This is a genomic window from Vibrio sp. D173a (genome assembly GCF_030248475.1).
The window spans coordinates 65206-88717 of the sequence record NZ_JAHGAH010000005.1; the positions used below are offsets into that span (position 1 = coordinate 65206).

Sequence of the window (23512 nt, forward strand, 5' to 3'; positions counted from 1 at the left end):
GGATCTCCAGCTAAAACCCACCCGCAATCAAATCGGGATATTCCTTATTAGACTTAAACAAAGCGCTAAGTTCTTTTAGATGTGAAGAAAAGTACCATTGCTTGCTACAATGTCCAACGTCATATCCATAAATTAAGAGGTAATCCGTGCAAGTTTATTTAGTTGGTGGTGCAGTTCGAGATCATTTGCTCGGAATAGACAGTTATGACAAAGATTGGGTGGTCGTCGGCTCGACACCAGAAATGATGCAAAGCCAAGGCTACACTGCTGTCGGGAAAGACTTTCCTGTGTTTCTTCATCCCAAGACTAAAGAAGAGCACGCCCTTGCACGAACCGAAAGAAAATCTGGCGCGGGTTACACTGGCTTTGAATGTTTCTTTGATCAAAGCGTCACACTAGAAGAAGACCTCATCCGTCGCGACCTCACTATCAACGCCATGGCGATGGATGAAGATGGCAACTTATATGACCCTTATGGCGGCCAAAAAGATATCGATGCAAAAGTACTTCGTCATGTCTCGCAGGCTTTTGTTGAAGACCCTTTGCGTGTTTTACGTGTTGCTCGCTTCGCGGCTAAGTTAGCGCACTTGGGTTTTAGTGTCGCAGAGGAAACCATGCAGCTGATGCGCGATATGGCCGAATCCGGCGAGCTAAGCACGCTAACGCCAGAACGCGTTTGGCAAGAATGGCATAAGTCGCTTTCTACCTCTCGCCCAGACGTGTTTTTATCCGTTTTAAGAGATTGCGGTGCATTAGCCGTTGTCTTGCCAGAAATTGATGCGCTGTTTGGTGTACCTCAGCCAGAGAAATGGCATCCAGAGATCGATACGGGTATCCACACCTTAATGGTCGCGCAGCAAGCTGCGAAGCTCAGCGATTCACTGCCAGTACGCTTTGCAGCGCAAGTGCATGATTTGGGTAAAGGTGTAACGCCAGAAAGCGAATGGCCAAGTCACAAAATGCATTGCCACACAGGTTTAAAACTTATCAAGAAGCTGTGCGATCGCGTACGAGTGCCAAATGAGTTCCGCGACTTAGCATTAATGGTTTGCGAGCAACACTCTAACATCCACCGAGCAGCCGAGCTTAAACCACAAACCATCATCAAAATCCTCAACAAGTTTGATGTGTGGCGCAAGGCTGAGCGTCTGCAAGATATCTTAATTTGCTGCCAAGCCGATCATGCTGGCCGAAAGGGGCTAGAAGACCAACCGTACCCGCAAGCAGAACTGTTTATGCGCGCTTATCAAGCCGCGGCATCGGTTGATGTGCAAGCCATTATTAAAGACGGTTTCAAAGGCCCTGCAATCCGTGATGAACAAGAGAAACGTCGTGCAGAAGCAGTTAAAGTTGCATTAGGTAAGTAAATTACTCAAAAGAAAAGAGAGACAAACAAAAACGCCCGCTTAACCAAGCGGGCGTTTTCCTTCGGATTGGGTTTAAGCCATTAGCAAGAACGCAAACAGGCCGAAACCTAGAATTAGACGGTAAATTACGAATGGTGTCATGCCCATACGTGAAATCATCTTCAAGAAGAAGTGAATACAGATGTAGGCACTGATAAATGACGTCACAATCCCCGTTAGTAGGAAGCCAATGTGTACTGGTTCACCGCTTGTCACCAACTTCATACCTAGGTAGCCACCCGCTAAGGTAATGATTGGGATAGACATTAGGAATGAGAAACGTGCCGCCGCTTCACGAGTGAAGCCTAGGTAAAGTGCAGCAGTAATGGTTGCACCAGAGCGTGACGTACCAGGAATCATCGCCAACGCTTGAGCAATACCAATGAACAAGGCTTTCTTCCAGCCAGTTTGGTACTCATCCGCCACTAGCTCTGCATTCCTATCGACCCACCAAAGCAGCAGACCAAAGATGATCGTGGTGGTTGCAATCACGTAAGCACTGCGCAGATAAACTTCGATGATGTCTTTCATCAGTAGGCCAAATACACACGCCGGGATCGTTGCAATCACGATCATCCACGCCAGTTTGGCTTCTTTGCTGCGATCACCTTTAAAGATCGAGGCGAACAGTGCTTGGAAAAGCGTGATCACTTCTTGACGGAAATAGATCACCACCGCCATTAGCGTACCAACGTGAACGGCAACATCAAATGCCAAGCCTTGGTCTTCCCAACCAAGAATGGCTGAAGGCAGGATCAAGTGAGCAGAGCTGGAAATTGGCAAAAACTCTGTCAGACCCTGAATCAGAGCCAGAATAAAGGCTTCAAAGTAACTCATGTAAACAACTCAAGATTAAAGTGAAAAGGAAACTGGTTTGAGTGAATCGACGGGCTGCATCGCCTGCCAAATATCTGCGATTGTTCTGCCATCGCCGGGGATCACCAATTGAGGTTCGAGATCATACAGGGGCTTTGTTACAAAAGGATATTTGTAGATATCACTGCGAGGTAGCTCAGGTTTTTGCTGCGAAATACACTCACCGAACAAGACTATATCGAGATCTAAGGTTCGATCCTGATACTTTTGCGCGTTTTCTTCACGCCCCCACTGAAATTCAATCTCGCGTAAGCGGTGACTCAACTCTTCGAGTGACAACTCCGTGAAGAAACTAATCACGAAGTTGTAGAAATTTTGACTGCTAAAGCCAATAGGCTCGCATTCATATATCGGCGAAACACACAGATCGCAGCCAAGCTTTTCCAGCTCTTGATAAGCCACAAGTGCGTGGTGCTCTCTTTCAATATTAGTACCTACGCCGATATACGTTTTGATCATGCTTGGCCTCGCTCAATCACAACGCCCACCGCGCGTGCTTGAGGAACCGCACCTGGTTTCGCTAAGCGAATTTTGACCCAAGGCACAGAGAAGCGCTGCATGATAAGCTCTGCAACTTCTTCTGCAACGCGTTCAACCAACAAAAAGCGACCATTTTCGATGTGGTTTAACACCGCTTCGCTCACTTGTGAGTAATCCAACGCGTCTTGAACATCATCACTCTCACCCGCCGGCTTGTTGTCATGCGCCATTTCGATATCCAGAACCAGCTTCTGCTTAATTTGCTGCTCCCAATCGTAAACGCCTATGGTGGTGATTACTTCTAACTGTTCAATAAAAACTTTATCCAGAGCCATCTTATGTCCTTCTATTTCAGAGGTCGGATACCCGATTTGGGCAATTTGATCGTACTATTCTATACCCAAGCAACCTATAGAGACCTTTAAGCGCGTCAATTGGCGGTAAAAGTCACTTGGGTATAAACTGCGAAGACTCTTTATATACAAGAAATCCCATAATGCAAGCTCTATCGCAGAGAGTATTTTTGCTCACCGCCGAATCGCGGTATGATAGCAACTACTCAGGAACTGAGCATTAAATTCCAATCCATCAAGGACTTCTATGGACGCACTGGCACTGATAATGACAATGGCCGCCTATTTGCTGGGTTCGATCTCCAGTGCGGTGCTGATTTGTCGTTTATTAAGGTTGCCAGACCCGCGTAAAGTGGGGTCAAATAACCCAGGTGCAACCAATGTGTTACGCATCGGCGGAAAAGGCGCGGCGGTCGCAGTATTGCTCTGCGATATGCTCAAAGGCACCATTCCGGTTTGGGGCGGTTACTTCCTTGGTATCGACCCTATCATCCTTGGCGTCATCGCTATTGCAGCCTGTCTTGGTCATATGTATCCGATCTTCTTCCATTTTAAAGGTGGAAAAGGTGTAGCAACGGCACTTGGCGCAATTGCGCCTATCGGTTTGGATTTAACAGGGTTGGTGATGCTGACTTGGTTGTCGGTCGCGGTGCTATTTCGCTACTCTTCTTTGGCTGCATTAGTGACGGTCTTAGTTACCCCGTTTTATACGTGGATGTTCAAACCCCAATACACTCTGCCCGTTGCCATGCTGTGCTGCTTGATTGTATTTAAGCATCACCAAAATATCCGCCGTTTATTGTCCGGCGAAGAGCCTAAAATTGGTGAAAAGAAACTGATAGAAAAAAACTCGGCTTGATGCCGAGTTTTTTAGTTTTAAGCTTTCGAACGCAGAACTATGCGTGCACTTTGTTTAGAAAGTCTAACAGCATTTGGTTAACGAACTCTGGCTGCTCTAGAGAACTAATGTGGCCTGCTTCAGGGATCTCCACCAACTCACTGCCAGTAATGCAGTCATTCATTAAGTAAGATTCAAATACTGGACGTGGCTTATCCTCACGACCAACCGCAATTAACGTTGGCAATGCAAACATTTCAGAATCTTCAATCACATCACGGCGGCCAAACACCATACGACCAACACGGGCGACTTCGGCTGCACGCTCACCTTGCAATGCTTCAAGGCTTTGCTTGAATGATGCAACCAATACCTGATTCACTTGCTCTGCATTATTAGCAAAGAATAGCGGCGTTACAGCTTCAACAATCAGTGCCGGAACAGCTTGCACTTGGCTGATGGTATCTAACATTGCGAAATACTTTTTATGCGTCACTTCAGGTTCTAGACCGATGAATGTATCCATCAGAACCAATGACTTCACACGTTGAGGTGCTTGAGAAGTTAGCTCAGCCCCCCACATACCGCCGACAGACAAGCCAACAATAGAGAACTGCTCGATCTCCAGATGATCCATCAACGCCAACATGTGCTGTGCGTAATCCACCAAAGATCGTGTTGAAGCGGGTGCAGCATCCGACTCACCGTGTGCCCAAAGGTCTGGCACGATACAGCGGTAAGATTGGCTCAACACTTCAATTTGTGGTGCCCACATTTGGCAATCCCAAAGATAGCTGTGACCAAACAGAAGCACTGGGCCTTCACCCTTATCTAAGTAAGCAAGTTGCTGGCCTTCAATTTCAAACTTGTTCATTGTTATATCCATCTATTATTTTTGAGAACCACCCTATCACTGAAACGATATAAAACTGCTCGCATCAGTCAGGCTCTTACCATCAATTACACAAAGCCTTTCAATTAGATATCTAAAAATAAAGGCCTCTGATGAGCAGAGACCTTTATCTTCGTAAATCTATTTCAAACCTTCAGCGAAAGTTTGATTACGCGATTGGTGTTAGTTGATCGATCGGCCAACGTGGGCGAGCTTCAACTGACATATCAGCCACCTCGCCGTTCTTCAAACGTTGCATACCTGCGTAAGCGATCATCGCACCGTTATCGGTACAAAACTCAGTGCGTGGGTAGTAAACTTCGCCGCCAACTTTCTTCGCCAGCTTCTCAAGCTCTGCACGCAGACGGCGGTTCGCACTTACACCACCAGCAATAACAATGCGTTTCATACCCGTTTGCTCAAGTGCGCGCTTACATTTGATAGCCAGCGTAGCACATACCGCTTCTTCGAATGCTAAAGCGATATCTGCACGTGTTTGCTCATCATCACCGTTGGCAGCAATCGTGTTAGCCGTAAAGGTTTTTAGACCAGAGAAACTCATGTCCAAGCCTGGTACATTCGTCATTGGACGTGGGAATTTAAAGCGACCCGGTGTGCCTTTTTCAGCCAGCTTAGAAAGCAGCGGACCACCTGGGTAATCTAAGCCCATTAGCTTCGCCGTCTTATCGAATGCCTCACCCGCCGCATCGTCAATTGATTCGCCTAGGATTTTGTACTCGCCGATGCCTTTTACTTCCACCATCATTGAGTGACCACCCGATACCAATACCGCCACAAATGGGAACGGTGGTGGATTATCTTCTAGCATAGGCGCCAGTAGGTGACCTTCCATGTGGTGAACAGGCACCGCTGGTACACCCCAAGCGTAAGCAATACTGCGACCGATGGTAGCACCAACAAGGAGTGCGCCCACCAAACCTGGACCTGCCGTGTATGCTACACCGTCAATGTCTTTAGAAGTCAGATTTGCTTCTTTCAGTGCCTCTTTAATAAGAGGGATGGTTTTCTTAACATGGTCACGTGAAGCCAACTCAGGCACCACGCCGCCGTAATCTGCGTGAAGTTTTACTTGGCTGTAAAGCTTGTGTGATAGCAGACCTTTTTTATCGTCATAAATCGCGATGCCAGTCTCGTCACAAGAGGTTTCAATACCAATAATGCGCATGGTTTTCTCAGTATGCTTTCTATATAGAGGAAATTTGGGCGTCATATTACCCTGCCTTGGTGCTTCAAACAAATTTTGTACAGACAATAAGCGATAAAAGGCTTTACAAAGCTGTGTTGATCGGATTAAAATTCCGCACCATTTTTGATCAAGCTGGTAACTGACCAAACAATTGTGGTTTGGTTCATTAAATTCCAGCGTTAACGAATAACCCCTGAGGTGAAAGGCATATGCCAGTAGTTAAAGTACGTGAAAACGAACCGTTCGACGTTGCTCTACGTCGTTTCAAGCGCTCTTGCGAAAAAGCAGGTATCCTTTCTGAAGTGCGTCGTCGTGAGCACTACGAAAAACCAACTACAGTTCGCAAACGCGCTAAAGCAGCAGCTCAAAAGCGTCACGCTAAGAAGCTAGCTCGCGAAAACGCTCGTCGCGTTCGCCTGTACTAATAACTGAGCTCCGGAAAGGAATTTAGTTATGGCTCTGATTGATAAACTCAAAGAAGAGCAAAAATTAGCGATGAAAGCCAAGGACAAATTGCGCCTTGGTACTATTCGTTTAGCTCTATCAGCAGTTAAGCAGCGTGAAGTTGACGAACAGATTATTCTGGGCGATGACGACATCCTTGCTGTACTGACCAAGATGGTTAAACAACGTCGCGACTCTGTATCGCAATTTGAAGCAGCAGGTCGTCAAGATCTTGCTGATGCGGAACAAGCTGAAATTACCGTTCTTGAGGACTTTATGCCTCAACCACTGACAGACGAAGAAGTTGCTGCTCTTATCGAGAACGCAATTGCTGAATCTGGCGCAGCTGGCATGCAAGACATGGGCAAAGTAATGGGCGTTCTGAAACCGCAAATTCAAGGGCGTGCAGATATGGGTAAAGTGAGCGGTTTAGTTCGCGCTAAATTGGCTTAATACCCCACCCAATTGCAGCAAGCCGTGCTATCCTTTGGAACGCACGGCTTGTTTGTATCTGGCAGAATGGAATAACAAAAAGCCTCACATATGCTTTTCTTTGTAACCCATTCACACCAATCATGATTTTCTTTTTTTGTTAGGTTTTATGGCTGGACACATCCCTCGCAGTTTTATTGATGACCTCCTAGCTCGACTCGATATTGTCGATATCATCGACGCACGCGTGAAACTTAAGAAAAAAGGCAAAAACTACGGTGCTTGCTGCCCTTTCCATAACGAAAAGACCCCTTCATTCAGCGTCAGCCAAGAGAAACAGTTTTACCACTGTTTTGGTTGCGGCGTTCACGGCAATGCCATCGACTTCATCATGGAGTTCGAACGGTTAGAGTTTGTCGAGGCCATTGAAGAACTGGCGTCTTACCTCGGTTTGGATGTACCACGTGAACAACGCAGTGGTGGCGGTGGTCAGTTTAAATCTGGCCCTCAAGCAAGCAGCAGTGAAAAACGCAGTCTTTACGATTTGATGGGTAACATTGCTCAGTTTTATCGTAACCAACTCAAGCAGCCAGCAAGCAAAGTGGCGATTGAGTACCTGAAAGATCGCGGTCTGTCTGGCGAAATCGTCCAGAAGTTTGGCATCGGCTATGTGGCTGATGAATGGGATTTAGTCCGTAAGAACTTCGGCCAGAACAAAGACAACCAAGACATGCTAGTAACTGGTGGCATGTTGATCGAGAACGACAAAGGCAACCGCTATGACCGCTTCCGTGGTCGTATCATGTTTCCGATTCGTGACCGTCGTGGTCGAGTCATTGGCTTTGGTGGCCGTGTACTTGGTGATGGCACACCGAAATACCTCAACTCACCAGAGACGCCTATCTTCCATAAAGGCAAAGAACTTTACGGCCTTTATGAAGTTTTGCAGGCATATCGTGAACCGCCACGAGTTTTGGTTGTTGAAGGCTATATGGATGTGGTGGCTTTGGCGCAATATGGCGTAGATTACTCTGTCGCGTCATTGGGCACGTCAACGACCGGTGACCACATTCAAATGCTGTTCCGACAAACCAACACCGTTGTGTGTTGTTATGACGGTGACCGAGCAGGTAAAGAAGCCGCATGGCGCGCGTTAGAGAACGCACTTCAATACCTAAAAACAGGTAACACATTGAAGTTCTTGTTCTTGCCTGATGGTGAAGACCCGGACAGCTACGTTCGCAAATACGGCAAGCAAGCCTTCGAACAACAAATTGAACAAGCGACACCGCTTTCGAGCTATCTTTTCGATAACCTGATTGAATTGCACCAAATCAACTTGGGCAACAATGAGGGTAAATCCGCACTGCGTGCCTACGCGAGTGCCTTGATCGACAAGATACCTGATCCCTACTTTCAGGAGTTACTCGAAAAGCTGCTTGATGAACGCACGGGCTTTGATAACCGCTTACGCCAACCGCGTAAGAAGACGAACGAAACTCGACCTCAGCCGCACAAAGAGATCAAACGAACTCCAATGCGCGAGGTAATCGCTCTACTTATTCAAAATCCGAGCTATGCTCAAATGGTACCTGATTTGTCTTCGGTAAGAGATTTATCAATACCAGGACTAAGTTTATTTGTTGATGTACTTGATAAATGTCAGGCACATCCCCATATCAACACAGGCCAATTATTAGAGCATTGGCGAAATAGCCAAAATGAGACCCTTCTGTCTCGTCTAGCGAGCTGGGATATACCCCTCGTAGAAGACAACCTAGAAGAAATATTTTTAGACTCACTGGATAAAATTATTGCCCAGTGCGTAGAAAAGCAAATTGAAAACCTGCAGGCCAAAGCAAGAAGTGTCGGTTTATCAGCCGAAGAGAAAAGGGAGCTGCTAGCTTTAATGCTAGATTTAAAAGCGTAACCCTGATTAATTAGTCAGCAACAATTTAATTTGTTATAGTAAGTGGTTTGCATTTCGCATACTGATTCCTTCACCAGATTACGAAGTTGGATACCGTCTATGGATCAAAATCCGCAGTCACAGCTAAAGTTACTTGTTATTAAAGGCAAGGAACAAGGCTATCTGACCTACGCCGAAGTAAATGACCACCTACCTGCTGAAATCGTAGATTCAGAACAGGTAGAAGACATCATTCAGATGATCAACGACATGGGTATCAAGGTAGTAGAAACTGCTCCTGATGCCGATGATCTAGCGCTGAACGATGACACAAACATTACCGATGAAGATGCAGCTGAAGCTGCAGCAGCAGCACTTTCTAGCGTAGAAAGTGAAATTGGTCGTACAACAGACCCAGTACGTATGTACATGCGTGAAATGGGTACTGTAGAGCTGCTGACTCGCGAAGGCGAAATCGACATCGCAAAACGTATTGAAGAAGGTATTAACCAAGTTCAATCGTCTGTTGCTGAATACCCTGGCACTATCCCATACATTCTTGAGCAGTTTGATAAAGTTCAAGCAGAAGAACTTCGTCTAACAGACCTAATCTCTGGATTTGTTGACCCTGATGCAGACGATACAGCTGCACCAACAGCAACGCACATCGGTTCTGAGCTGACTGAATCTCAGCTAGAAGAAGAAGATAAAGAAGACGTTGATGACGACGAAGAAAGCGATGACGATTCAGATGATTCTGAAGAAGATGTTGGTATCGACCCAGAGCTAGCGCTTGAGAAATTCAACCAGCTACGCAGCACATACCAAAACCTTCAGCTTGCAATCAACGAACACGGTTACGAGAGCCCTAAAGCGACCGTAGCTAACGAGTTGATGTTAGACGTATTCAGAGAATTCCGTCTAACTCCAAAACAGTTCGATCACCTAGTGAATGAACTGCGCACAGCAATGGATCGCGTTCGTACTCAAGAACGTCTGATCATGAAGTCTGCAGTTGAATACGGCAAAATGCCGAAGAAATCATTCATCGCGCTGTTCACAGGCAACGAATCAAGCGAAGCATGGCTAGATGAGATCCTAGCATCTGACAAGCCATACGCTGAAAAGATCAAACGTAACGAAGAAGAAATCCGTCGTTCAATCGCTAAACTAAAAATGATTGAAGAAGAGACTTCTCTTAACGTTCAAAACATAAAAGACATCAGTCGTCGCATGTCTATCGGTGAAGCAAAAGCTCGCCGTGCAAAGAAAGAGATGGTTGAAGCGAACTTACGTCTAGTAATTTCTATCGCGAAGAAATACACCAACCGTGGTCTACAGTTCTTGGATCTAATCCAAGAAGGTAACATCGGTCTGATGAAAGCGGTAGATAAGTTCGAATACCGTCGTGGTTACAAGTTCTCGACTTACGCAACGTGGTGGATCCGTCAGGCAATCACTCGTTCAATCGCGGACCAAGCACGTACGATTCGTATTCCGGTACACATGATCGAAACGATCAACAAGCTAAACCGTATCTCTCGCCAAATGCTGCAAGAGATGGGTCGTGAGCCGCTACCGGAAGAACTGGCAGAGCGCATGCAGATGCCAGAAGACAAGATTCGTAAAGTACTGAAAATCGCTAAAGAGCCAATCTCTATGGAGACACCAATCGGTGACGACGAAGATTCGCATCTAGGTGATTTCATCGAAGATACTACGCTAGAACTACCGTTAGATTCTGCAACTGCGACAAGCCTGAAAATGGCAACAAAAGACGTACTTGCAGGCCTAACGCCACGTGAAGCAAAAGTTCTTCGTATGCGCTTTGGTATCGACATGAACACTGACCACACTCTAGAAGAAGTTGGTAAGCAGTTCGACGTTACTCGTGAACGTATCCGTCAGATCGAAGCGAAAGCACTACGTAAACTACGTCACCCAAGCCGCTCAGAAACACTGCGCAGCTTCCTAGACGAGTAATCGCGGCGATTAAAAACGAAAAAAGGTGACCGAGTGTCACCTTTTTTATTATCTGTGAAGCTAAGTGAATAAAAACTAAGCGCAATTACCCTACCTAGTGGCTAGACACCTCGTAATGCTTCCCCTATAATCGTTAACCTATTAAGGTCCCTTAGCTCAGTGGTTAGAGCAGTCGACTCATAATCGATTGGTCCGCAGTTCAAGTCTGCGAGGGGCCACCATATTTCGAAAGGCGTAGCAGGTTAGTACCTACTACGCCTTTTTTGCATTTGATGATTTTGGGTGTAGTTGTGGGTGTAGTTAGGAAGAGACTTAACGCACATTTCGAGTCCTCTCTTGTTAATCAAAATTAGTTTTTGCCATCAAGAGCAGGAAACTCAGATAATCCCTTGTTGCATACAACAAAAAAGCGCCCCTTTCTCAAGGGGCGCTTTTTTTAGATTCGCACTTTATTCAATTCCATGTTTGTGATCATACCAAGTTGCAAACAGAATCAAACATGTCGTCCCGAAGACGATAAGAGATAAAAACAAGAACTGCGCTAAGGTCATATCGGCAGCATCTAGGATTTGCGTCAACATAGTAAAGCTCCACTCTCATTCTTACTGATTGCTTTTTAATCTACTGAAGAATTGGTGAGCTGTCTAGTTTATCGTCCCAGATAAATTACCGTGACTTCTTCTCTTTCATGTCCCAGCTCCTTGCTGATAATCAAACGAGCTTCCTTATCTACCATTTTCTGGTTTACGCTAAGCTCTCTGCTCGTCAAGCCACCAGCCTTTGGGGCCTTCATGCCTGTGAGTTCAATATAACGCGTCTGGGCGTACTGATGTCGCAAACCGTGATTCTTACATAACCCAGCTTGCTTGCAGGTGCTCTCATAATGTTTTAGTTGTTGGATGTATGTTTTACCAGCCGGAATCATAGAACCTTTGGGAGCTATTGCGATGGCATGTTCTAAAACCCGCTTCTGGTATTCATTTCGAATTGGAACCTCTCGTTCCTTACCACCCTTAGTCCAAGAACCCTTTAAAAAAATTCTATCGCTTTTGATAGCTATACTGGGTGAGAACTTCAATGCTTCTTCTCGTCTCAAACCAAATGCAGATTGTAGTTCTAATGCTGTTTTGATGTACGGGTCTGAGATTGTGTTGAGCTTTTCCACCTCAAGTGTTTTTGCCTTATTAATTGTGTTATCGCTAAACACTCGCTTTCCGATACCTAGTTCTTCATTCGATTTCGGCAATAAATGCTCACGCCCCGTTTTTTCAAATACCCAACGAACATGAGCCATGCGATTTTTGATCGTTCCTATGCTCAAGCCTTGGCTCTGCCAATGCTTAACAAGGAATTTTACGTGCTTCAATTTAAGCGTATGAGGAGTTAAGTGCCTATACCCTCCCCCTTTTAACTGTTTCTCGATTTGAATAAGAATATTGCTGCGTGCCGCTTGGGATGCATAACTTCCGTCTGTATTTCGTCTCATCAACAAAACGAGTCCGTGCCTTAAACTCGGCTTAGCCATACCACTACTCCTAATCAAATGAGAGCCATATAGCTCATATGGCTCTGTTTATTTGAAACATATCGAAGAGAAACGTAATCAAACCACTGTGACCTGTTGGTTAGTGATAAGCCCAATTCCAACTTATGGTTAGTAAGCAGAATGCCTCAGAGGCGATGAGGGCAAGATTTATGGTTTGTATGTCGAAGTGACGACTGTCGCACATGGTCTACTTGAAGAAGCTTGAGCACCTACGAGAAGAGCATTATGAAGAACAATGCTGGTTACGTTTCTTTCTCCTATTTATATGATTTACGATTTCTGAAGTGTCTTTAGAGCGACGGCTACTTGTATTTACATTGTTAGGCTAGCAAGCCGTCACTTGGCTGTCACCAAGCGACCCCGCTTTAAAAAAGAGTGGAATGCAGAAAGCGTAAGCTTTGGTGGTTGAGGCATGCCTCCTGTCACTACCTATTCCATAGCTAGTGACAGGAGGCGCTACATTGGCAGCTTGATAGATTTGAGTAAAGGCTCTTTGATATCGTCAATACATAAAACCAATTCTTGCAAAGGCAAGTCGAAACGTGGCTCAAAGTAACCATACTTGATGAATACCTGACGCTTGATCGCATCAGTAGATTTTAGGTAGGCCAGTATATTCTCATCCGATAGTTCAAATGGAGCATCCTCAGCAAAAATAGCCGTTAATGCTTTCGCCAGCACAACACGATGTTGGTCACTCACAAATGCAAGTGCATCCAGAAACACATGCTCCATGTCTTCCATATAGCGCTTCCAAAGAAACTCTTCCATGTGGACCATACGTACTCCTTTACCTTGTTTTGTTCGCACTGCGAACGTTTAACCACAGTATCACTATAAGCAAGTCAGAGAATCTTAAAGTGAGCCACGCCAAGAACAATGCATAAAAAGTAGCGAAGATAGTGCTGTGAGCAACACTTAGGTTCGGACTAAGACTCTCTATGAGGCACAGCTAAAGAATGTTGCTGATCTTCACGAATTTGATAATACCTGCTTTTAGATAGCATTCACGGACATTTCAACTAATCAGAACACCGATATGCAAGGTGTCCCTATTAATTTAGTTTGCTAACATTTTTGCACATTTAATGATTAGGAAAAATCAATGAGCACAAAAGCTTACCTATCTATCGAGAGCGTGATGAGCGGCTGCCTATCAACTGGCTGTAATACCTTCTATTCTATGGGCAACAGCTATCAGTTGGGCCATGAGGATGAGATTACTGTCTTATCTTTCTCTCATTCAATTGCACACGATAGCCGTTCGATCCATGCTCCAATTCAAATTGTTAAAAAGATTGATAAGTCTTCGCCAGTATTAGCTCAAGCATGCTCCGACGGGGAAGAACTAAAATGTCGCCTGACTTTTTATAGACCAAATCATAAAGGCGGAGATGAGCTTTTTTATGAGATAATCTTGAGTGGTGCCCTTATTAGATCGGTTTCATCTCATATGCCACATGTCGTCGACTTCAACGAGAGCGAGATGACTGAAACTGTCGCTATTTCATATAGAGACATTAACTGGCGTCATATTGGAGCAAACACTGCCGCTTTTGCCTCTTGGTTACAACCACTTTCAGAATTGAAGGACAAAGTAGCCCAATGAGCAATACTCCGACACAAATAGAAGGAGACGAAGTAAGAGTTGCCGTTAGGGGCTTGCTTCGTCAAGCTAACATGTACAGCATGAGCCACTTGCAAGATCCAACCCTCCAACATCAATTTCGGGAGGAGTATCGTTTTCTTGGCCAATGCTTATTGAGTGATTACAGAGATGGGATTCTAGTAGGAAGCAAAATTGTTCGATTGGCGAAGCAAGAGCGACAAAGCTTAATTGATCAGGCTCTTGAACTGGGTAAATATGGTATCGGTCTTATAGCTGGAGTAGGACAATTATCTGCTGGATATGGTATCTGTGTTACAAGCTCTGTTTTCTCTATTGCTGGCGCATCTTGGTGTAGTGGTGTTGGTACCCCAATGATGACTCATGGGGGAAACAACATTTATGAAAACTCATACAATATAACTGGCAATATTGTTCAGAACTGGAAAGGGCGATATACGGGTGATTATGGTGACAGTGATAGTTTTGTACGCAAAGGGTATCGCTTAGCTGCAGAACAAATGGGAATGGCATCGAGAGATGGTGACGCTGCGTACGCCGCCGTAGATATCGCAACAAGCATATATGGGTTAAAAAACACCTTAAAGACAGTCCCACATGCTAACGTACCAAATGCACGCCAGTTTAAACTTTTTTACTACTCATCTAGAGACTTTTCTAAAGGGTGGAGAACAATGTCTAGTGGTGCGTTACTCAACGAAACATTTGGTAATTATAATACAGTGAAAGATGCAGCCAAGCCCTACCTTGAAGAGGAGCGGTAATGTCAGTAGTACAATACGCGTTGATTAGTATAGTTGGACTAGGAATAAGTCATTTTCTGTCAGAGCATTACAGCAAAAAAAACACTAACATAAGGTTTGTCTTATATGTTGTTGCTACATGTGCATTTGGTCATCAGCACTACAGTATTTTGTTTGAAAAAGCCATTGTTGATAATTGGTTATTCTTCATCGATTCTAGTTCAAATGCTGTTTCAGACACTCTGAGGTTTATGAGTTTTGTTTTCCTAGTGCTCACTACTGCTACATTACCACCATCTAAGTTTGGCAAACTCTTCAAGCACTTTTCCCATCGTTATTGATTAAATCACTCCACAAGGAGTGCAATCCTTATCCATAGCCTATGGGGAGTAATCTAAGGTGAAAGCATGGTAGATAAAAAAGTCCCTAGCCTATTATCAATACTCAGCACAACTTGCATTGCACTACTCGAAGGCATTATTTTAATTCTAGATGCCTCTGATGCTGGAAAAAGCAGAGATAAAGAGCATATAAGCTTTGATGATGGATTATCAGACAAAACCTACTTTGATGACATTGGTGATGATTTTGAACGGGATTTAGAAGGGAAACTGAGGAATAAAGTTACAGAAAGACCTCACTCGGATAATCACTACTGGTAGTAAGAAAACGACTCAACTCTACGTCAAGCCGCTTCTAATTAATCATGTCTTTTAGGTAATTGGTGTAGCTTGGTTAAACGTATATGACCACAGCCATTCATCTGTCTTTCGGTCAGATAACAGCACTGGCTCCCCTTCCTCGCGAAACACCATCAAACCACTAGCCTCATCGCCTTCAGTGTGAACGCGTTTAAGCTCTACAGACTCAACCTTTCCGTTAAAGACACAAACTTTATAGGTCCCTTCAATATCAGGTTTACTCATGAACCAAGGCGAGCGATCTGGTCCTATAGAACTAAAGCCATGAATATTTCTAGCAAAGTTATATAAAGCTTCAACAAGTTCCGGTTCGTTATGTTCGCACATAATCTCTACATCACGAGCAAGTTGATATGGAGACACACGCCAACCGTGGTGATTAAAGCTATATACGAAAAAGTCTATCAAACTATCAGAGTTTTCTCTTAGTTCATCCATGTAGTCTTCTATGAAGAAGCCTGCCTCACCAAACAAGGATAAATCTACACACCTGAATACCTTCACTCCCAGAATGGATTTAGCCCAAGCTAAAGCCTCTGTGAGGTTAAGAAACCGTTTGATGTCTTTACCGTAATCAACAATGATGCAATCAATGTCCTCTATAACAGTGCAGAGCGCATGGTCATGATTTAAAGGCGTCATAGGAGATAGAAACTCCTCGAAATACCCAAATAACACATGTCTCATATCAACATGACCAGATAATGCGATGCTTGTTTGATTACAAAACGTCACAGCTGCGTAATCAAACGTTTCAGTCGAAATATGTTTAACACTATTCATTTTCTTTCCTTCTTAATGGATGAGAAGCTGTAATGCCTGCTCCTCTTGAACTTCAAAATGAACATTAAGACAGATAGAACCGGATATTTTTTTTAAACTAACGATCGCTGTATTTCACAAAGTATTAAGTCGATGTTCGCAGTGCGAACGAAAAAGCGAGGCCAATTACCTCGCTTCTATAAATTTACTCTTCAAAGGACTGCGCTTGTGCAACTAGCCAATCAACAAAGTCTTTTTCTCGCCACCCTAAACAACGTCCGTTGATTTGAATTGGTTTTGGAAAACATTTGTCTTTAGCCCACCAACGCCAGATCGTCCTCGGACTGCGACCTAGTGAATCTGAAACTTCTTTTAGGGGCATAATTCGACCTCTTGCCATGAGCATCCTCCTTTTCTCATTTGATGACTGAAGCAGTATCTTTGATAAAAAGAGGCGTAACGGCTTTAAGAGGTCGATTGATTGAATTTATTAGATGTTCGCAGTGCGAACGGTATAAACTTGGCTTTGCTCAATTTACTCCACTTACTCCACTTTAAGTGAGGTAAGTGAAGTAAAGTTATGAACATACAATCTTAGAAATGTGGACGACAGCTGCTTGGAAACAAATACAGCCTGTAGCCATTTTTGTAACGAGTTTCAATTTTCCCCTCATCAGCTAATCGCTGTAGAGCTCTGCCGACATGAGCAACATAGTTGCATGGTATGCCTAAGATCCGGCTAATTTGGCCTGGTGCAAGCCATTCAGTCTGGCTTCGATTATCGTCAGCCTTCATTGATATTCGCTCCTGAAGCATTTTGTACCAACGCCCTTTATCCAAATATTTATCAGATACCGTATCAACCAGAGCCTGCTCGTCCATTGACAGTACCCACGGCTCACCAGCTTCATACATGTGCTTGACCTCCAACCAAAACTGCCGCAATGACTCGGGCTCTTCTTGGCGAAGGCTGCCAGTTCCGTTGTATTGCCACCCGAGAATCCGATTCACAGTAGTCATATCAATGGGTTCATTTAGTTCAATCACACCAAACCGAGTATTACCCGTTCTGTCCTTTAAGAAGTCTTGGCCGTTTACCGTCGCTATCAAAAGCGTTTGCCTCGGTTTTTTGAGGTCGGTACGCGCATAGGGCAACCTGATTGTGTCTGCCTCTTGGGATATAAAGGCTTTCAGCTGACCTTGACTGTGCTTTGTTGAGGACTCCAGTTCACCAAGTTCAACAATCCATGACTTAATAATAGGTAACACGCTATCTTTACAGCGGGGATCTAATGCCCGACCTCCAAGAAATGCTCCTTGTACGATGTCACCTATTCTTGATAAGAACGCGGTTTTTCTAAAAGACTGCTTACTCTGAAGCACTGGAACTAACTTACTACTAAACCGAGGCTCGTATAGCGCCGCAATACAACCAACAAGCCACCTCCGCATAATTAGCTCTGTAACTTCAGGTCTCTTCGAACGGATGCACCCAATAACTTTTTTCACTCGTTCGACGCCATCCCATTTAGAGTCAGACAAATGCAAAACAATAGGATGATATGAACGCTCCTTTGCCAGTACATGCAGATGATCACCAATTGCTGCTTTTGGTACATCGAATCTTGCACAGTCACTTATTAACTTACTTATTAGCACCTCGTATTCCATCACCTTACCGTTATGGAGAACTTCTACCTCAGTGTTCATTGCGTTTAAGTAAGGAACATATCCTTTATGAGCTAACAGTACCCTTAGGTTGTCATCTGTATTTAGAATAAGCTTCTTAAACCCTTCTTTTTTCTTGTCTGGAAAATCGAGTTGAGGCTCGCTCGGCTGACTTTTATCTCTTGCTGCTGTCACTTTTACCCCCTTGACTCTCCATCCAGTTATCTAGCTCAGACTCTCGCCAGCCAAGGCAGCGTCCATTGATAAGAATAGGTTTAGGAAATGTTTTCTCTTTAGCCCACCATCGCCAAATAGTTTTGGGAGTTCGTCCTAAGGCTTCTGAGACCTCTTTCAAGGACATGATTCGGTTATGTGTCATCAACTTTCTCCTTATCTCATCAAATGACAGGAGTTAGTATCTTGGAAAAAAAAGGAGGGAACGGTTTTAGGAGGTCGATTGCTTTAATTGATCTTGATAAAAAAGTTGTAACCAAAAGAAGATGTTCGCAGTGCGAACAAAAGATAAAAATTGGCGTCAAAAGTCCTAGCAATAAAGAGTGAAACCAACTTGTGGACATAATCGTGTTAATGCTATTGCACTGACACAACCATATTGGATTTGTAGTATCAAGTGAATTTAGCCACCTGATTAGAGGGGTTAAGATACATCTCGCACAACAAGTCATGAGATTACGTCACTAGAAGCCAAAGATCTGTTCATAAGGAGGTCTAGATTTTAAGCTACTGAAGCAATGGAATTTGTAGTGCGCACATTTGAGTAATATAGGAGCTAAATCAATTATTGAAATATGCATACTGTGTTACATTCGACAACTAGTTCTCATGGTGATATGTGTGGCGGTTGTAAAGAGTCATTGGTTTCACAGCCAAAAGAATCTAGCTGTCAACAAGATACTATCCACTAGAAATGACATTCTTACAATGTGATATAGGAGTCCTTAGATGGCTTTTGATGCATCACCTTCTTGGAGCGGGTTTAACTATCAAGGCAAGGTTGCTCTTTACTACACTTTACTGCAAATCAACGCATTACCAGTACAAACTGATTTATCAAAGCTGAGCTTGGTGTTAGAAGACAATGAGGACTTTGAGGTACGTGACAATGGTACTTTTGTTTCTTTTCATCAAGTGAAAGCCTACAACACCTCCTCATACAGCAAATATTCGGATGCCCTGCTGGAGATTACTTTAGAACTATCAAAAAACCCAAATGTGTTGGGGAAGATCCATACTTGGAAGCAGATTAATCCGAAAGCAAGTTTTACTTGTATAATCGACTCGTTGAGAGATGATATTCAATCGATAATAGACCAATATAGAGGGGCAAACCCTAAAGTCGGCAACACTATCATTGAAAAGGCTATATCAGACGCTCCTAACAAACCAAAGCCCGCAGCAATCATTAGATCAGCATTTCCTAGTGACTCGGCAACAGATATATGTTCTATGTTAACTGACATAGTTCTAAACCAAAACGATGCGATTTCACGTTTAGAGGCTTATGTTTACGATGACGGCAATAGCTTTTGTGACCTCAATTCTATCAATGAAAAAATCAAATCTGAAATATCGAAATTACTATCATCAAGGAACCTAATAAATACTCAACAACGTGTTGAACAAACATTGCATTACTTTTTGGGGATGATAGACAAGCATATAATTGATAGACATAAATCCAAGCAAGGGACTGATAAGATATCTATAAGCTTCGTTGAAATCATTGAGGCTGCTATTCAAGATCACGAAGATATTGGGCTCCATTACTTATCATGTGTTTTCAAAGAACAGTTTGCCCATTTACTTGACGAATACATCAACGATCCTGACTCCTATGAAGAAGTAGATGATAAATGTAACTTAAAAGAAGCCAAAAACATCTTGTTAAATTTAGAACCATTAGAGTTGTGGAGTTACTATAGACACTTCTGCCCTCACATAAACCTACAGGAATTAAACAGTACCAAAAACGCGTTAAAAGTTGATGAGAATGGCATTCGATTTGTATTAATTAAAATACTCCATGAGTTGGATTACAAGTGCATATCCAATGTAAAAGAAAAGTGCCAAATTACGTATGAAACGACTTCTTTACCAATTAAAAGGTTTATCCCCAGCACAATAATGAATGGGATCCCACTTACTCATATTGAAAAGAAAATAATACTGAATAGTAATATGTGGGAATTTCTATTTGAAGTCGAGAATATTATTTATGATGGTTCTAACATTCATTTATTTTCACCTAAATCAATAACCCATACTGAAGCTCCAATAGGAGATTATGAGGACCCTCGTTCGAAGAGGGATGATATGTTAAGTAATATATCTTTAGTACCAATATCAAACGCAAAGGTTGCACTAAGCTCATGAATAAAATAATAAATATTATCCTCAATAGTAATGGGTATCAGGAGACTGAAATACCTCTACATCAAGAGTTGGCGACACTAAATCTGTTTAAACCTTGCGTGGATAACCATCGACAAGAGTACTTTCTAGTAGTCAAACTTCATGAGCAATCTAATGAGGCTGCAAAACAGTTTCTTGAACACCATATACAGGATTGGTTTGACCAAATCATCATAAGTGGTTTTGTAGGGCAAGAGTTTGAGAAGAACTGCACCCTTATTCTTTGCCATAAAGAAGATCAAGTAAACAGGACCACCATCCTAATGATAGAAGAAGACCAATACAACTTTAAAAAGAATGTTATCACTTATACAGAGGATGAACTAATAGATCTTCAGGACTACATAGATAGAAATCAGTTAAGTTCTTTGAATGAAGAATTAATTAATAGTGTCATAAATGAAAATTATGGAATGAGCTTCTTACAATTCAAAAACAACAACAAAGAGCAGAAGAACTATTATTCGTTACTATTAAAATCAATCTTAAAGCTACCTTTTATTAGCTACATACCACAACAGCAATAATTGGCTAACTTAATTGATGATATAGAACTATCACTTTCATCTAGCCAGTTAAGTATATATAAGAACCTAACGGAAAATTCCGAGTTATGGGAAGAAGACAACATAGAAGCAAAAGTTGAAGGTATATGGGGGTAAGCTCGTGATTAAACTTAGTAAAGTTACTTTCACTAATTTCAAAATATTTGGAGAAGATCCCTATACCATTAACTTTGCAGATCAACGCCTCATATTGCTCGATGGTCCTAATGGTTACGGCAAGACCTCGGTATTCGATGGTATTGAACTCGGGTTGACTGGAAACTTAACACGTCTTATATCACTTGAGGGGCGTCAGAACCCTTCAGACATTGTTGTTGCTCATCAAGGCCGAGATAATGTAAAGATTGAACTAGAGTTTAGTGATAATGACGGGAGTACCAGAACTTTTATCAGACAACTAAAACGAACTATACCAAATAGTGCAAAGAAGATTTCTAGATTTCAAGAGTTATGGGATATATATGAAGTTGTTGATGGCGTTTTTATTCCTTCTAATCAGAATCAACTAGATACATATTTTCAAAGTAGTGACTTTAAACGTGATTTTTTACTCTTTCACTACGTTCAACAAGAAGAGACTTCAAGGTTCCTCAAATCAAAGAACGAAACGCAACGAGCAGAAGAACTTGCTCAACTGTTTGGTAACACGCGTGATGCCGATGAAAAACTAAAGAAATTAGTCGAAATATTAGGAAAAATAACAGCTCGGAAGCGAAAAAAATCCGCTCAAATTGAACAACTTAAAACACGTTACAACATTGATGCGGAAACTAGTGCACAAACTGAAGGTTTGGAAGCTCACTTTTTTATTTTACCTTGGCTTCAGGAGAGCAAAGACTTCGCATTTTGGGATGCTGAAAATATTCCAGACCTAAATGAAGAAAAGTTAAACAATGCTCTTAAGGAAATCGAATATCTTAAAGATTTCTTAACACATAAGAACTTCTTCTTTCGCAATCTACGATTTGAAAACGCTATAGCACAAAAAGAAGTTATCCAACTGTATATTGGGTATGTGAATAGCATTAATAAGTATGATAGGTATGTTAAAAAATCAAATGAGAACGGTATAATTAGGAATTTTCTACTTGAACTGGACTCGAATAGTTTAGAAAAGATAGCAGTAAATGAAAATATTAATGACATTCTAGAACTGTTAGAATTTAAAGATATTGAAACTTTCAAGTATCAGCTCGATGAACTGATCAAGTTGGAGAAAAAATCTGTTGGCTTGAACTCGATATACTCTGAACTAGTTACCCATCATATAGCTATGCAAAGTGGTTTAGGTAACGTGCCTGAGGAATCTGCTTGCATGTTATGTGGCCATGACTATAAGAGCCACACAGCTCTCAGTGATGCTATTGCCAAACATGGTGACTTACTTAAACAAGAGTTGACTGGGCAAGACAAAGCTCTAATCAAGGCGAGAGAAGAATTTAATTCTAAGTTCGTTCTACCTTTAGTTCAAAAGTGTTCTGATTACATCGAGCAAAACCCTTCTCCGTCTCAGGAGGAGCTACTCGCGTTATCAAAAGCGCGCAACTTGGAGAGTAGATTCAATAATCTGCGAGAATGGCTTCTGAAAGAAGGTATACAGTTTGATGATCTATTGGCGTCTTCTTTCCCTGTATCAGGCGGTAGCAATTATATAGGGGAAGCTTCTAGCCTTTTATCTGAACGTATCCGTTCGGTTGTTGGCACTGCCCCAGAAGGTTATTACGAATCGAATGTGAACGGAGTTTTCGACCGTATATATGTTGACTATTTTCAGTCTAAGCAGGCTCGAACCGCTGAGATAAAAGAAGAACAATTGGAGAGTAAAAAAAGATATATTAAAGGACTATACTTTAGCTCACTGAAAGAAGTAGCAGAAAAACTCGCTAAGTTAATAAGTACTAAAGCTTTACTCGATAAAGCAGAGGCTGAAGTGAATGATCTTGTAGGGGTCGTCAAGGCTAAAATTAAACAGTACAGAAAAAAGCTAATAACAGAAATTGAGATTCCATTCTATATCTACTCAGGAAAGATTCTTCAATCTCACCAAGCAGGACTAGGGCATGGGATATTCATAAAAGATCCTACAGGCAATGAAGAGCTTAAAAATGTCCGGTTGGTGTCTAACTGGGAAAGTGACCATGATATTCTAAATACAATGAGCTCTGGACAGATCTCGGCAATAGTAATATCTCTAACATTAGCTTTGCACAAAGTATACTCTTCTCGGTTTTCTAGTGTACTGATAGATGATCCTGTGCAAACTATGGATGACATTAACATGTCGTCCCTAGTCGAGGTTCTGAGAAATGACTTTAAGGATAGACAGGTAATTTTATCAACGCATGAGGATAAAGTGGCTCGATACTTCACTTACAAGTATTTAAAGCACAATGAGAGTGTCAAAATCGTCAACTTGATGCAGAGGAAAGAATTTATCCCAACAAATCGTTTTAGATACAGAAACGTTGAATTGAAACCTCATGCTGAATAAGCCAGCATAGTCTTCAAACTGAAGGGTAATTCGAATTTAGATTACCCTTCTATTGATGAACCCTAGCCAACGGATGCTAAAAAACAACTATCTGCGCACATTCGTTTTACTGCTGGGCAAACCTTGATCAGTTTAATGACAGTATGCGCCCCATG

Annotated in this window: 25 protein-coding genes and 1 tRNA gene; 14 read left to right on the forward strand and 12 right to left on the reverse strand. The window is 42.7% G+C overall.

Going from position 1 to position 23512, the window contains the following annotated elements:
- Positions 1 to 146: 146 nt before the first annotated feature.
- Positions 147 to 1367 carry a multifunctional CCA addition/repair protein gene (locus KIV40_RS00400; RefSeq protein WP_285347635.1) on the forward strand — a complete coding sequence of 407 codons (1221 nt, stop codon included), beginning with the start codon at positions 147 to 149 and terminating at the stop codon, positions 1365 to 1367.
- 72 nt (positions 1368 to 1439) lie between these two features.
- On the opposite strand, the gene KIV40_RS00405 is transcribed toward KIV40_RS00400, so the two are convergent.
- The 3 genes from KIV40_RS00405 to folB are packed head-to-tail and all read right to left on the reverse strand — an operon-like array spanning position 1440 to position 3097.
- Positions 1440 to 2243, reverse strand: coding sequence for an undecaprenyl-diphosphate phosphatase (locus KIV40_RS00405; protein WP_012126957.1), 804 nt, complete (start codon positions 2241 to 2243; stop codon positions 1440 to 1442).
- 15 nt (positions 2244 to 2258) lie between these two features.
- Complete coding sequence (folK, locus tag KIV40_RS00410) at positions 2259 to 2741, reverse strand: 2-amino-4-hydroxy-6-hydroxymethyldihydropteridine diphosphokinase (protein ID WP_012126956.1); 483 nt, start codon at positions 2739 to 2741, stop codon at positions 2259 to 2261.
- The gene (folB, locus tag KIV40_RS00415) at positions 2738 to 3097 is read right to left on the reverse strand and encodes a bifunctional dihydroneopterin aldolase/7,8-dihydroneopterin epimerase (protein ID WP_285347636.1); all 360 of its coding nucleotides are present in this window, start codon (positions 3095 to 3097) and stop codon (positions 2738 to 2740) included. The genes folK and folB overlap by 4 nt, the downstream gene beginning before the upstream one ends.
- A gap of 265 nt (positions 3098 to 3362) precedes the next feature.
- Between folB and plsY the strand changes: the two genes are divergently transcribed.
- Positions 3363 to 3974, forward strand: a complete 612-nt coding sequence (gene plsY, locus KIV40_RS00420; protein WP_005528783.1) for a glycerol-3-phosphate 1-O-acyltransferase PlsY — start codon at positions 3363 to 3365, stop codon at positions 3972 to 3974.
- Between the two features lie 37 nt (positions 3975 to 4011).
- Here the strand turns inward: plsY and KIV40_RS00425 are convergent, their stop codons facing one another.
- Positions 4012 to 4827, reverse strand: a complete 816-nt coding sequence (locus KIV40_RS00425) for an alpha/beta fold hydrolase (RefSeq protein ID WP_285347637.1) — start codon at positions 4825 to 4827, stop codon at positions 4012 to 4014.
- Positions 4828 to 5014: 187 nt separating this feature from the next.
- Entirely contained in the window at positions 5015 to 6031 is a 1017-nt protein-coding gene (gene tsaD / locus KIV40_RS00430) for a tRNA (adenosine(37)-N6)-threonylcarbamoyltransferase complex transferase subunit TsaD (protein ID WP_041853246.1), read from the reverse strand.
- Positions 6032 to 6261: 230 nt separating this feature from the next.
- Here tsaD and rpsU point away from each other — a divergent pair, with 230 nt between their 5' ends.
- From rpsU to KIV40_RS00455, 5 genes are all read left to right on the forward strand, one after another.
- Positions 6262 to 6477: a 30S ribosomal protein S21 gene (rpsU, locus tag KIV40_RS00435; RefSeq protein ID WP_001145625.1), complete on the forward strand. Its 216-nt coding sequence runs from the start codon at positions 6262 to 6264 to the stop codon at positions 6475 to 6477.
- 28 nt (positions 6478 to 6505) lie between these two features.
- Complete coding sequence (locus tag KIV40_RS00440; protein WP_005528790.1) at positions 6506 to 6949, forward strand: GatB/YqeY domain-containing protein; 444 nt, start codon at positions 6506 to 6508, stop codon at positions 6947 to 6949.
- A gap of 148 nt (positions 6950 to 7097) precedes the next feature.
- The gene (gene dnaG, locus KIV40_RS00445) at positions 7098 to 8858 is read left to right on the forward strand and encodes a DNA primase (protein ID WP_285347638.1); all 1761 of its coding nucleotides are present in this window, start codon (positions 7098 to 7100) and stop codon (positions 8856 to 8858) included.
- A 99-nt stretch (positions 8859 to 8957) separates the two neighbouring features.
- Positions 8958 to 10820 (forward strand): RNA polymerase sigma factor RpoD, encoded by a 1863-nt coding sequence (gene rpoD / locus KIV40_RS00450; protein ID WP_285347639.1) that lies wholly within the window; start codon positions 8958 to 8960, stop codon positions 10818 to 10820.
- A 145-nt stretch (positions 10821 to 10965) separates the two neighbouring features.
- Positions 10966 to 11041: transfer RNA gene (locus KIV40_RS00455), tRNA-Ile, on the forward strand.
- A 228-nt stretch (positions 11042 to 11269) separates the two neighbouring features.
- Here the strand turns inward: KIV40_RS00455 and KIV40_RS00460 are convergent.
- From KIV40_RS00460 to KIV40_RS00470, 3 genes are all read right to left on the reverse strand, one after another.
- Positions 11270 to 11401 carry a hypothetical protein gene (locus tag KIV40_RS00460; protein WP_020840061.1) on the reverse strand — a complete coding sequence of 44 codons (132 nt, stop codon included), beginning with the start codon at positions 11399 to 11401 and terminating at the stop codon, positions 11270 to 11272.
- A 68-nt stretch (positions 11402 to 11469) separates the two neighbouring features.
- Entirely contained in the window at positions 11470 to 12345 is an 876-nt protein-coding gene (locus tag KIV40_RS00465) for a phage integrase N-terminal domain-containing protein (protein WP_285347640.1), read from the reverse strand.
- A 477-nt stretch (positions 12346 to 12822) separates the two neighbouring features.
- Entirely contained in the window at positions 12823 to 13146 is a 324-nt protein-coding gene (locus tag KIV40_RS00470) for a hypothetical protein (protein WP_029845296.1), read from the reverse strand.
- Positions 13147 to 13471: 325 nt separating this feature from the next.
- Between KIV40_RS00470 and KIV40_RS00475 the strand changes: the two genes are divergently transcribed.
- The 4 genes from KIV40_RS00475 (at position 13472) to KIV40_RS00490 (ending at position 15398) form a co-directional block, all read left to right on the forward strand.
- On the forward strand, positions 13472 to 13975 hold the full coding sequence (locus KIV40_RS00475) for an Hcp family type VI secretion system effector (protein WP_285347642.1): 504 nt from the start codon (positions 13472 to 13474) through the stop codon (positions 13973 to 13975).
- The gene (locus KIV40_RS00480) at positions 13972 to 14757 is read left to right on the forward strand and encodes a DUF4225 domain-containing protein (RefSeq protein WP_285347643.1); all 786 of its coding nucleotides are present in this window, start codon (positions 13972 to 13974) and stop codon (positions 14755 to 14757) included. The genes KIV40_RS00475 and KIV40_RS00480 overlap by 4 nt, the downstream gene beginning before the upstream one ends.
- Positions 14757 to 15077 (forward strand): hypothetical protein, encoded by a 321-nt coding sequence (locus KIV40_RS00485; RefSeq protein ID WP_285347645.1) that lies wholly within the window; start codon positions 14757 to 14759, stop codon positions 15075 to 15077. The genes KIV40_RS00480 and KIV40_RS00485 overlap by 1 nt, the downstream gene beginning before the upstream one ends.
- 66 nt (positions 15078 to 15143) lie before the next feature.
- Positions 15144 to 15398 carry a hypothetical protein gene (locus KIV40_RS00490; protein ID WP_285347646.1) on the forward strand — a complete coding sequence of 85 codons (255 nt, stop codon included), beginning with the start codon at positions 15144 to 15146 and terminating at the stop codon, positions 15396 to 15398.
- 51 nt (positions 15399 to 15449) lie between these two features.
- Here the strand turns inward: KIV40_RS00490 and KIV40_RS00495 are convergent, their stop codons facing one another.
- The 4 genes from KIV40_RS00495 to KIV40_RS00510 all read right to left on the reverse strand — a co-directional run bounded on the left by KIV40_RS00495 (position 15450) and on the right by KIV40_RS00510 (position 18246).
- Positions 15450 to 16220 (reverse strand): hypothetical protein, encoded by a 771-nt coding sequence (locus KIV40_RS00495; RefSeq protein ID WP_285347648.1) that lies wholly within the window; start codon positions 16218 to 16220, stop codon positions 15450 to 15452.
- Positions 16221 to 16404: 184 nt separating this feature from the next.
- Positions 16405 to 16599: an AlpA family transcriptional regulator gene (locus KIV40_RS00500; protein ID WP_285347649.1), complete on the reverse strand. Its 195-nt coding sequence runs from the start codon at positions 16597 to 16599 to the stop codon at positions 16405 to 16407.
- 194 nt (positions 16600 to 16793) lie between these two features.
- Positions 16794 to 18062, reverse strand: a complete 1269-nt coding sequence (locus tag KIV40_RS00505) for a VapE domain-containing protein (protein ID WP_285347650.1) — start codon at positions 18060 to 18062, stop codon at positions 16794 to 16796.
- The gene (locus tag KIV40_RS00510) at positions 18043 to 18246 is read right to left on the reverse strand and encodes an AlpA family transcriptional regulator (protein ID WP_306431754.1); all 204 of its coding nucleotides are present in this window, start codon (positions 18244 to 18246) and stop codon (positions 18043 to 18045) included. Before KIV40_RS00510 ends, KIV40_RS00505 begins: the two co-directional genes overlap by 20 nt.
- Before the next feature lie 584 nt (positions 18247 to 18830).
- Here KIV40_RS00510 and KIV40_RS00515 point away from each other — a divergent pair.
- From KIV40_RS00515 to KIV40_RS00525, 3 genes are all read left to right on the forward strand, one after another.
- Complete coding sequence (locus KIV40_RS00515) at positions 18831 to 20261, forward strand: ABC-three component system protein (protein WP_285347651.1); 1431 nt, start codon at positions 18831 to 18833, stop codon at positions 20259 to 20261.
- Positions 20258 to 20827, forward strand: coding sequence for an ABC-three component system middle component 1 (locus KIV40_RS00520; RefSeq protein ID WP_285347653.1), 570 nt, complete (start codon positions 20258 to 20260; stop codon positions 20825 to 20827). Before KIV40_RS00515 ends, KIV40_RS00520 begins: the two co-directional genes overlap by 4 nt.
- 139 nt (positions 20828 to 20966) lie before the next feature.
- Entirely contained in the window at positions 20967 to 23357 is a 2391-nt protein-coding gene (locus KIV40_RS00525) for an AAA family ATPase (RefSeq protein WP_285347654.1), read from the forward strand.
- The last annotated feature ends 155 nt before the right edge of the window (positions 23358 to 23512 follow it).

What these genes read in the sequence shown, in the direction of transcription:
- KIV40_RS00405 (WP_012126957.1), bottom strand. Translation starts at nt 2,243, where the DNA reads ATGAGTTACTTTGAAGCCTTTATTCTGGCTCTGATTCAGGGTCTGACA.
- folK (WP_012126956.1), bottom strand. Translation starts at nt 2,741, where the DNA reads ATGATCAAAACGTATATCGGCGTAGGTACTAATATTGAAAGAGAGCAC.
- folB (WP_285347636.1), bottom strand. Translation starts at nt 3,097, where the DNA reads ATGGCTCTGGATAAAGTTTTTATTGAACAGTTAGAAGTAATCACCACC.
- plsY (WP_005528783.1), top strand. Translation starts at nt 3,363, where the DNA reads ATGGACGCACTGGCACTGATAATGACAATGGCCGCCTATTTGCTGGGT.
- KIV40_RS00425 (WP_285347637.1), bottom strand. Translation starts at nt 4,827, where the DNA reads ATGAACAAGTTTGAAATTGAAGGCCAGCAACTTGCTTACTTAGATAAG.
- tsaD (WP_041853246.1), bottom strand. Translation starts at nt 6,031, where the DNA reads ATGCGCATTATTGGTATTGAAACCTCTTGTGACGAGACTGGCATCGCG.
- rpsU (WP_001145625.1), top strand. Translation starts at nt 6,262, where the DNA reads ATGCCAGTAGTTAAAGTACGTGAAAACGAACCGTTCGACGTTGCTCTA.
- KIV40_RS00440 (WP_005528790.1), top strand. Translation starts at nt 6,506, where the DNA reads ATGGCTCTGATTGATAAACTCAAAGAAGAGCAAAAATTAGCGATGAAA.
- dnaG (WP_285347638.1), top strand. Translation starts at nt 7,098, where the DNA reads ATGGCTGGACACATCCCTCGCAGTTTTATTGATGACCTCCTAGCTCGA.
- rpoD (WP_285347639.1), top strand. Translation starts at nt 8,958, where the DNA reads ATGGATCAAAATCCGCAGTCACAGCTAAAGTTACTTGTTATTAAAGGC.
- KIV40_RS00460 (WP_020840061.1), bottom strand. Translation starts at nt 11,401, where the DNA reads ATGTTGACGCAAATCCTAGATGCTGCCGATATGACCTTAGCGCAGTTC.
- KIV40_RS00465 (WP_285347640.1), bottom strand. Translation starts at nt 12,345, where the DNA reads ATGGCTAAGCCGAGTTTAAGGCACGGACTCGTTTTGTTGATGAGACGA.
- KIV40_RS00470 (WP_029845296.1), bottom strand. Translation starts at nt 13,146, where the DNA reads ATGGTCCACATGGAAGAGTTTCTTTGGAAGCGCTATATGGAAGACATG.
- KIV40_RS00475 (WP_285347642.1), top strand. Translation starts at nt 13,472, where the DNA reads ATGAGCACAAAAGCTTACCTATCTATCGAGAGCGTGATGAGCGGCTGC.
- KIV40_RS00480 (WP_285347643.1), top strand. Translation starts at nt 13,972, where the DNA reads ATGAGCAATACTCCGACACAAATAGAAGGAGACGAAGTAAGAGTTGCC.
- KIV40_RS00485 (WP_285347645.1), top strand. Translation starts at nt 14,757, where the DNA reads ATGTCAGTAGTACAATACGCGTTGATTAGTATAGTTGGACTAGGAATA.
- KIV40_RS00490 (WP_285347646.1), top strand. Translation starts at nt 15,144, where the DNA reads ATGGTAGATAAAAAAGTCCCTAGCCTATTATCAATACTCAGCACAACT.
- KIV40_RS00495 (WP_285347648.1), bottom strand. Translation starts at nt 16,220, where the DNA reads ATGAATAGTGTTAAACATATTTCGACTGAAACGTTTGATTACGCAGCT.
- KIV40_RS00500 (WP_285347649.1), bottom strand. Translation starts at nt 16,599, where the DNA reads ATGGCAAGAGGTCGAATTATGCCCCTAAAAGAAGTTTCAGATTCACTA.
- KIV40_RS00510 (WP_306431754.1), bottom strand. Translation starts at nt 18,246, where the DNA reads ATGACACATAACCGAATCATGTCCTTGAAAGAGGTCTCAGAAGCCTTA.
- KIV40_RS00515 (WP_285347651.1), top strand. Translation starts at nt 18,831, where the DNA reads ATGGCTTTTGATGCATCACCTTCTTGGAGCGGGTTTAACTATCAAGGC.
- KIV40_RS00520 (WP_285347653.1), top strand. Translation starts at nt 20,258, where the DNA reads ATGAATAAAATAATAAATATTATCCTCAATAGTAATGGGTATCAGGAG.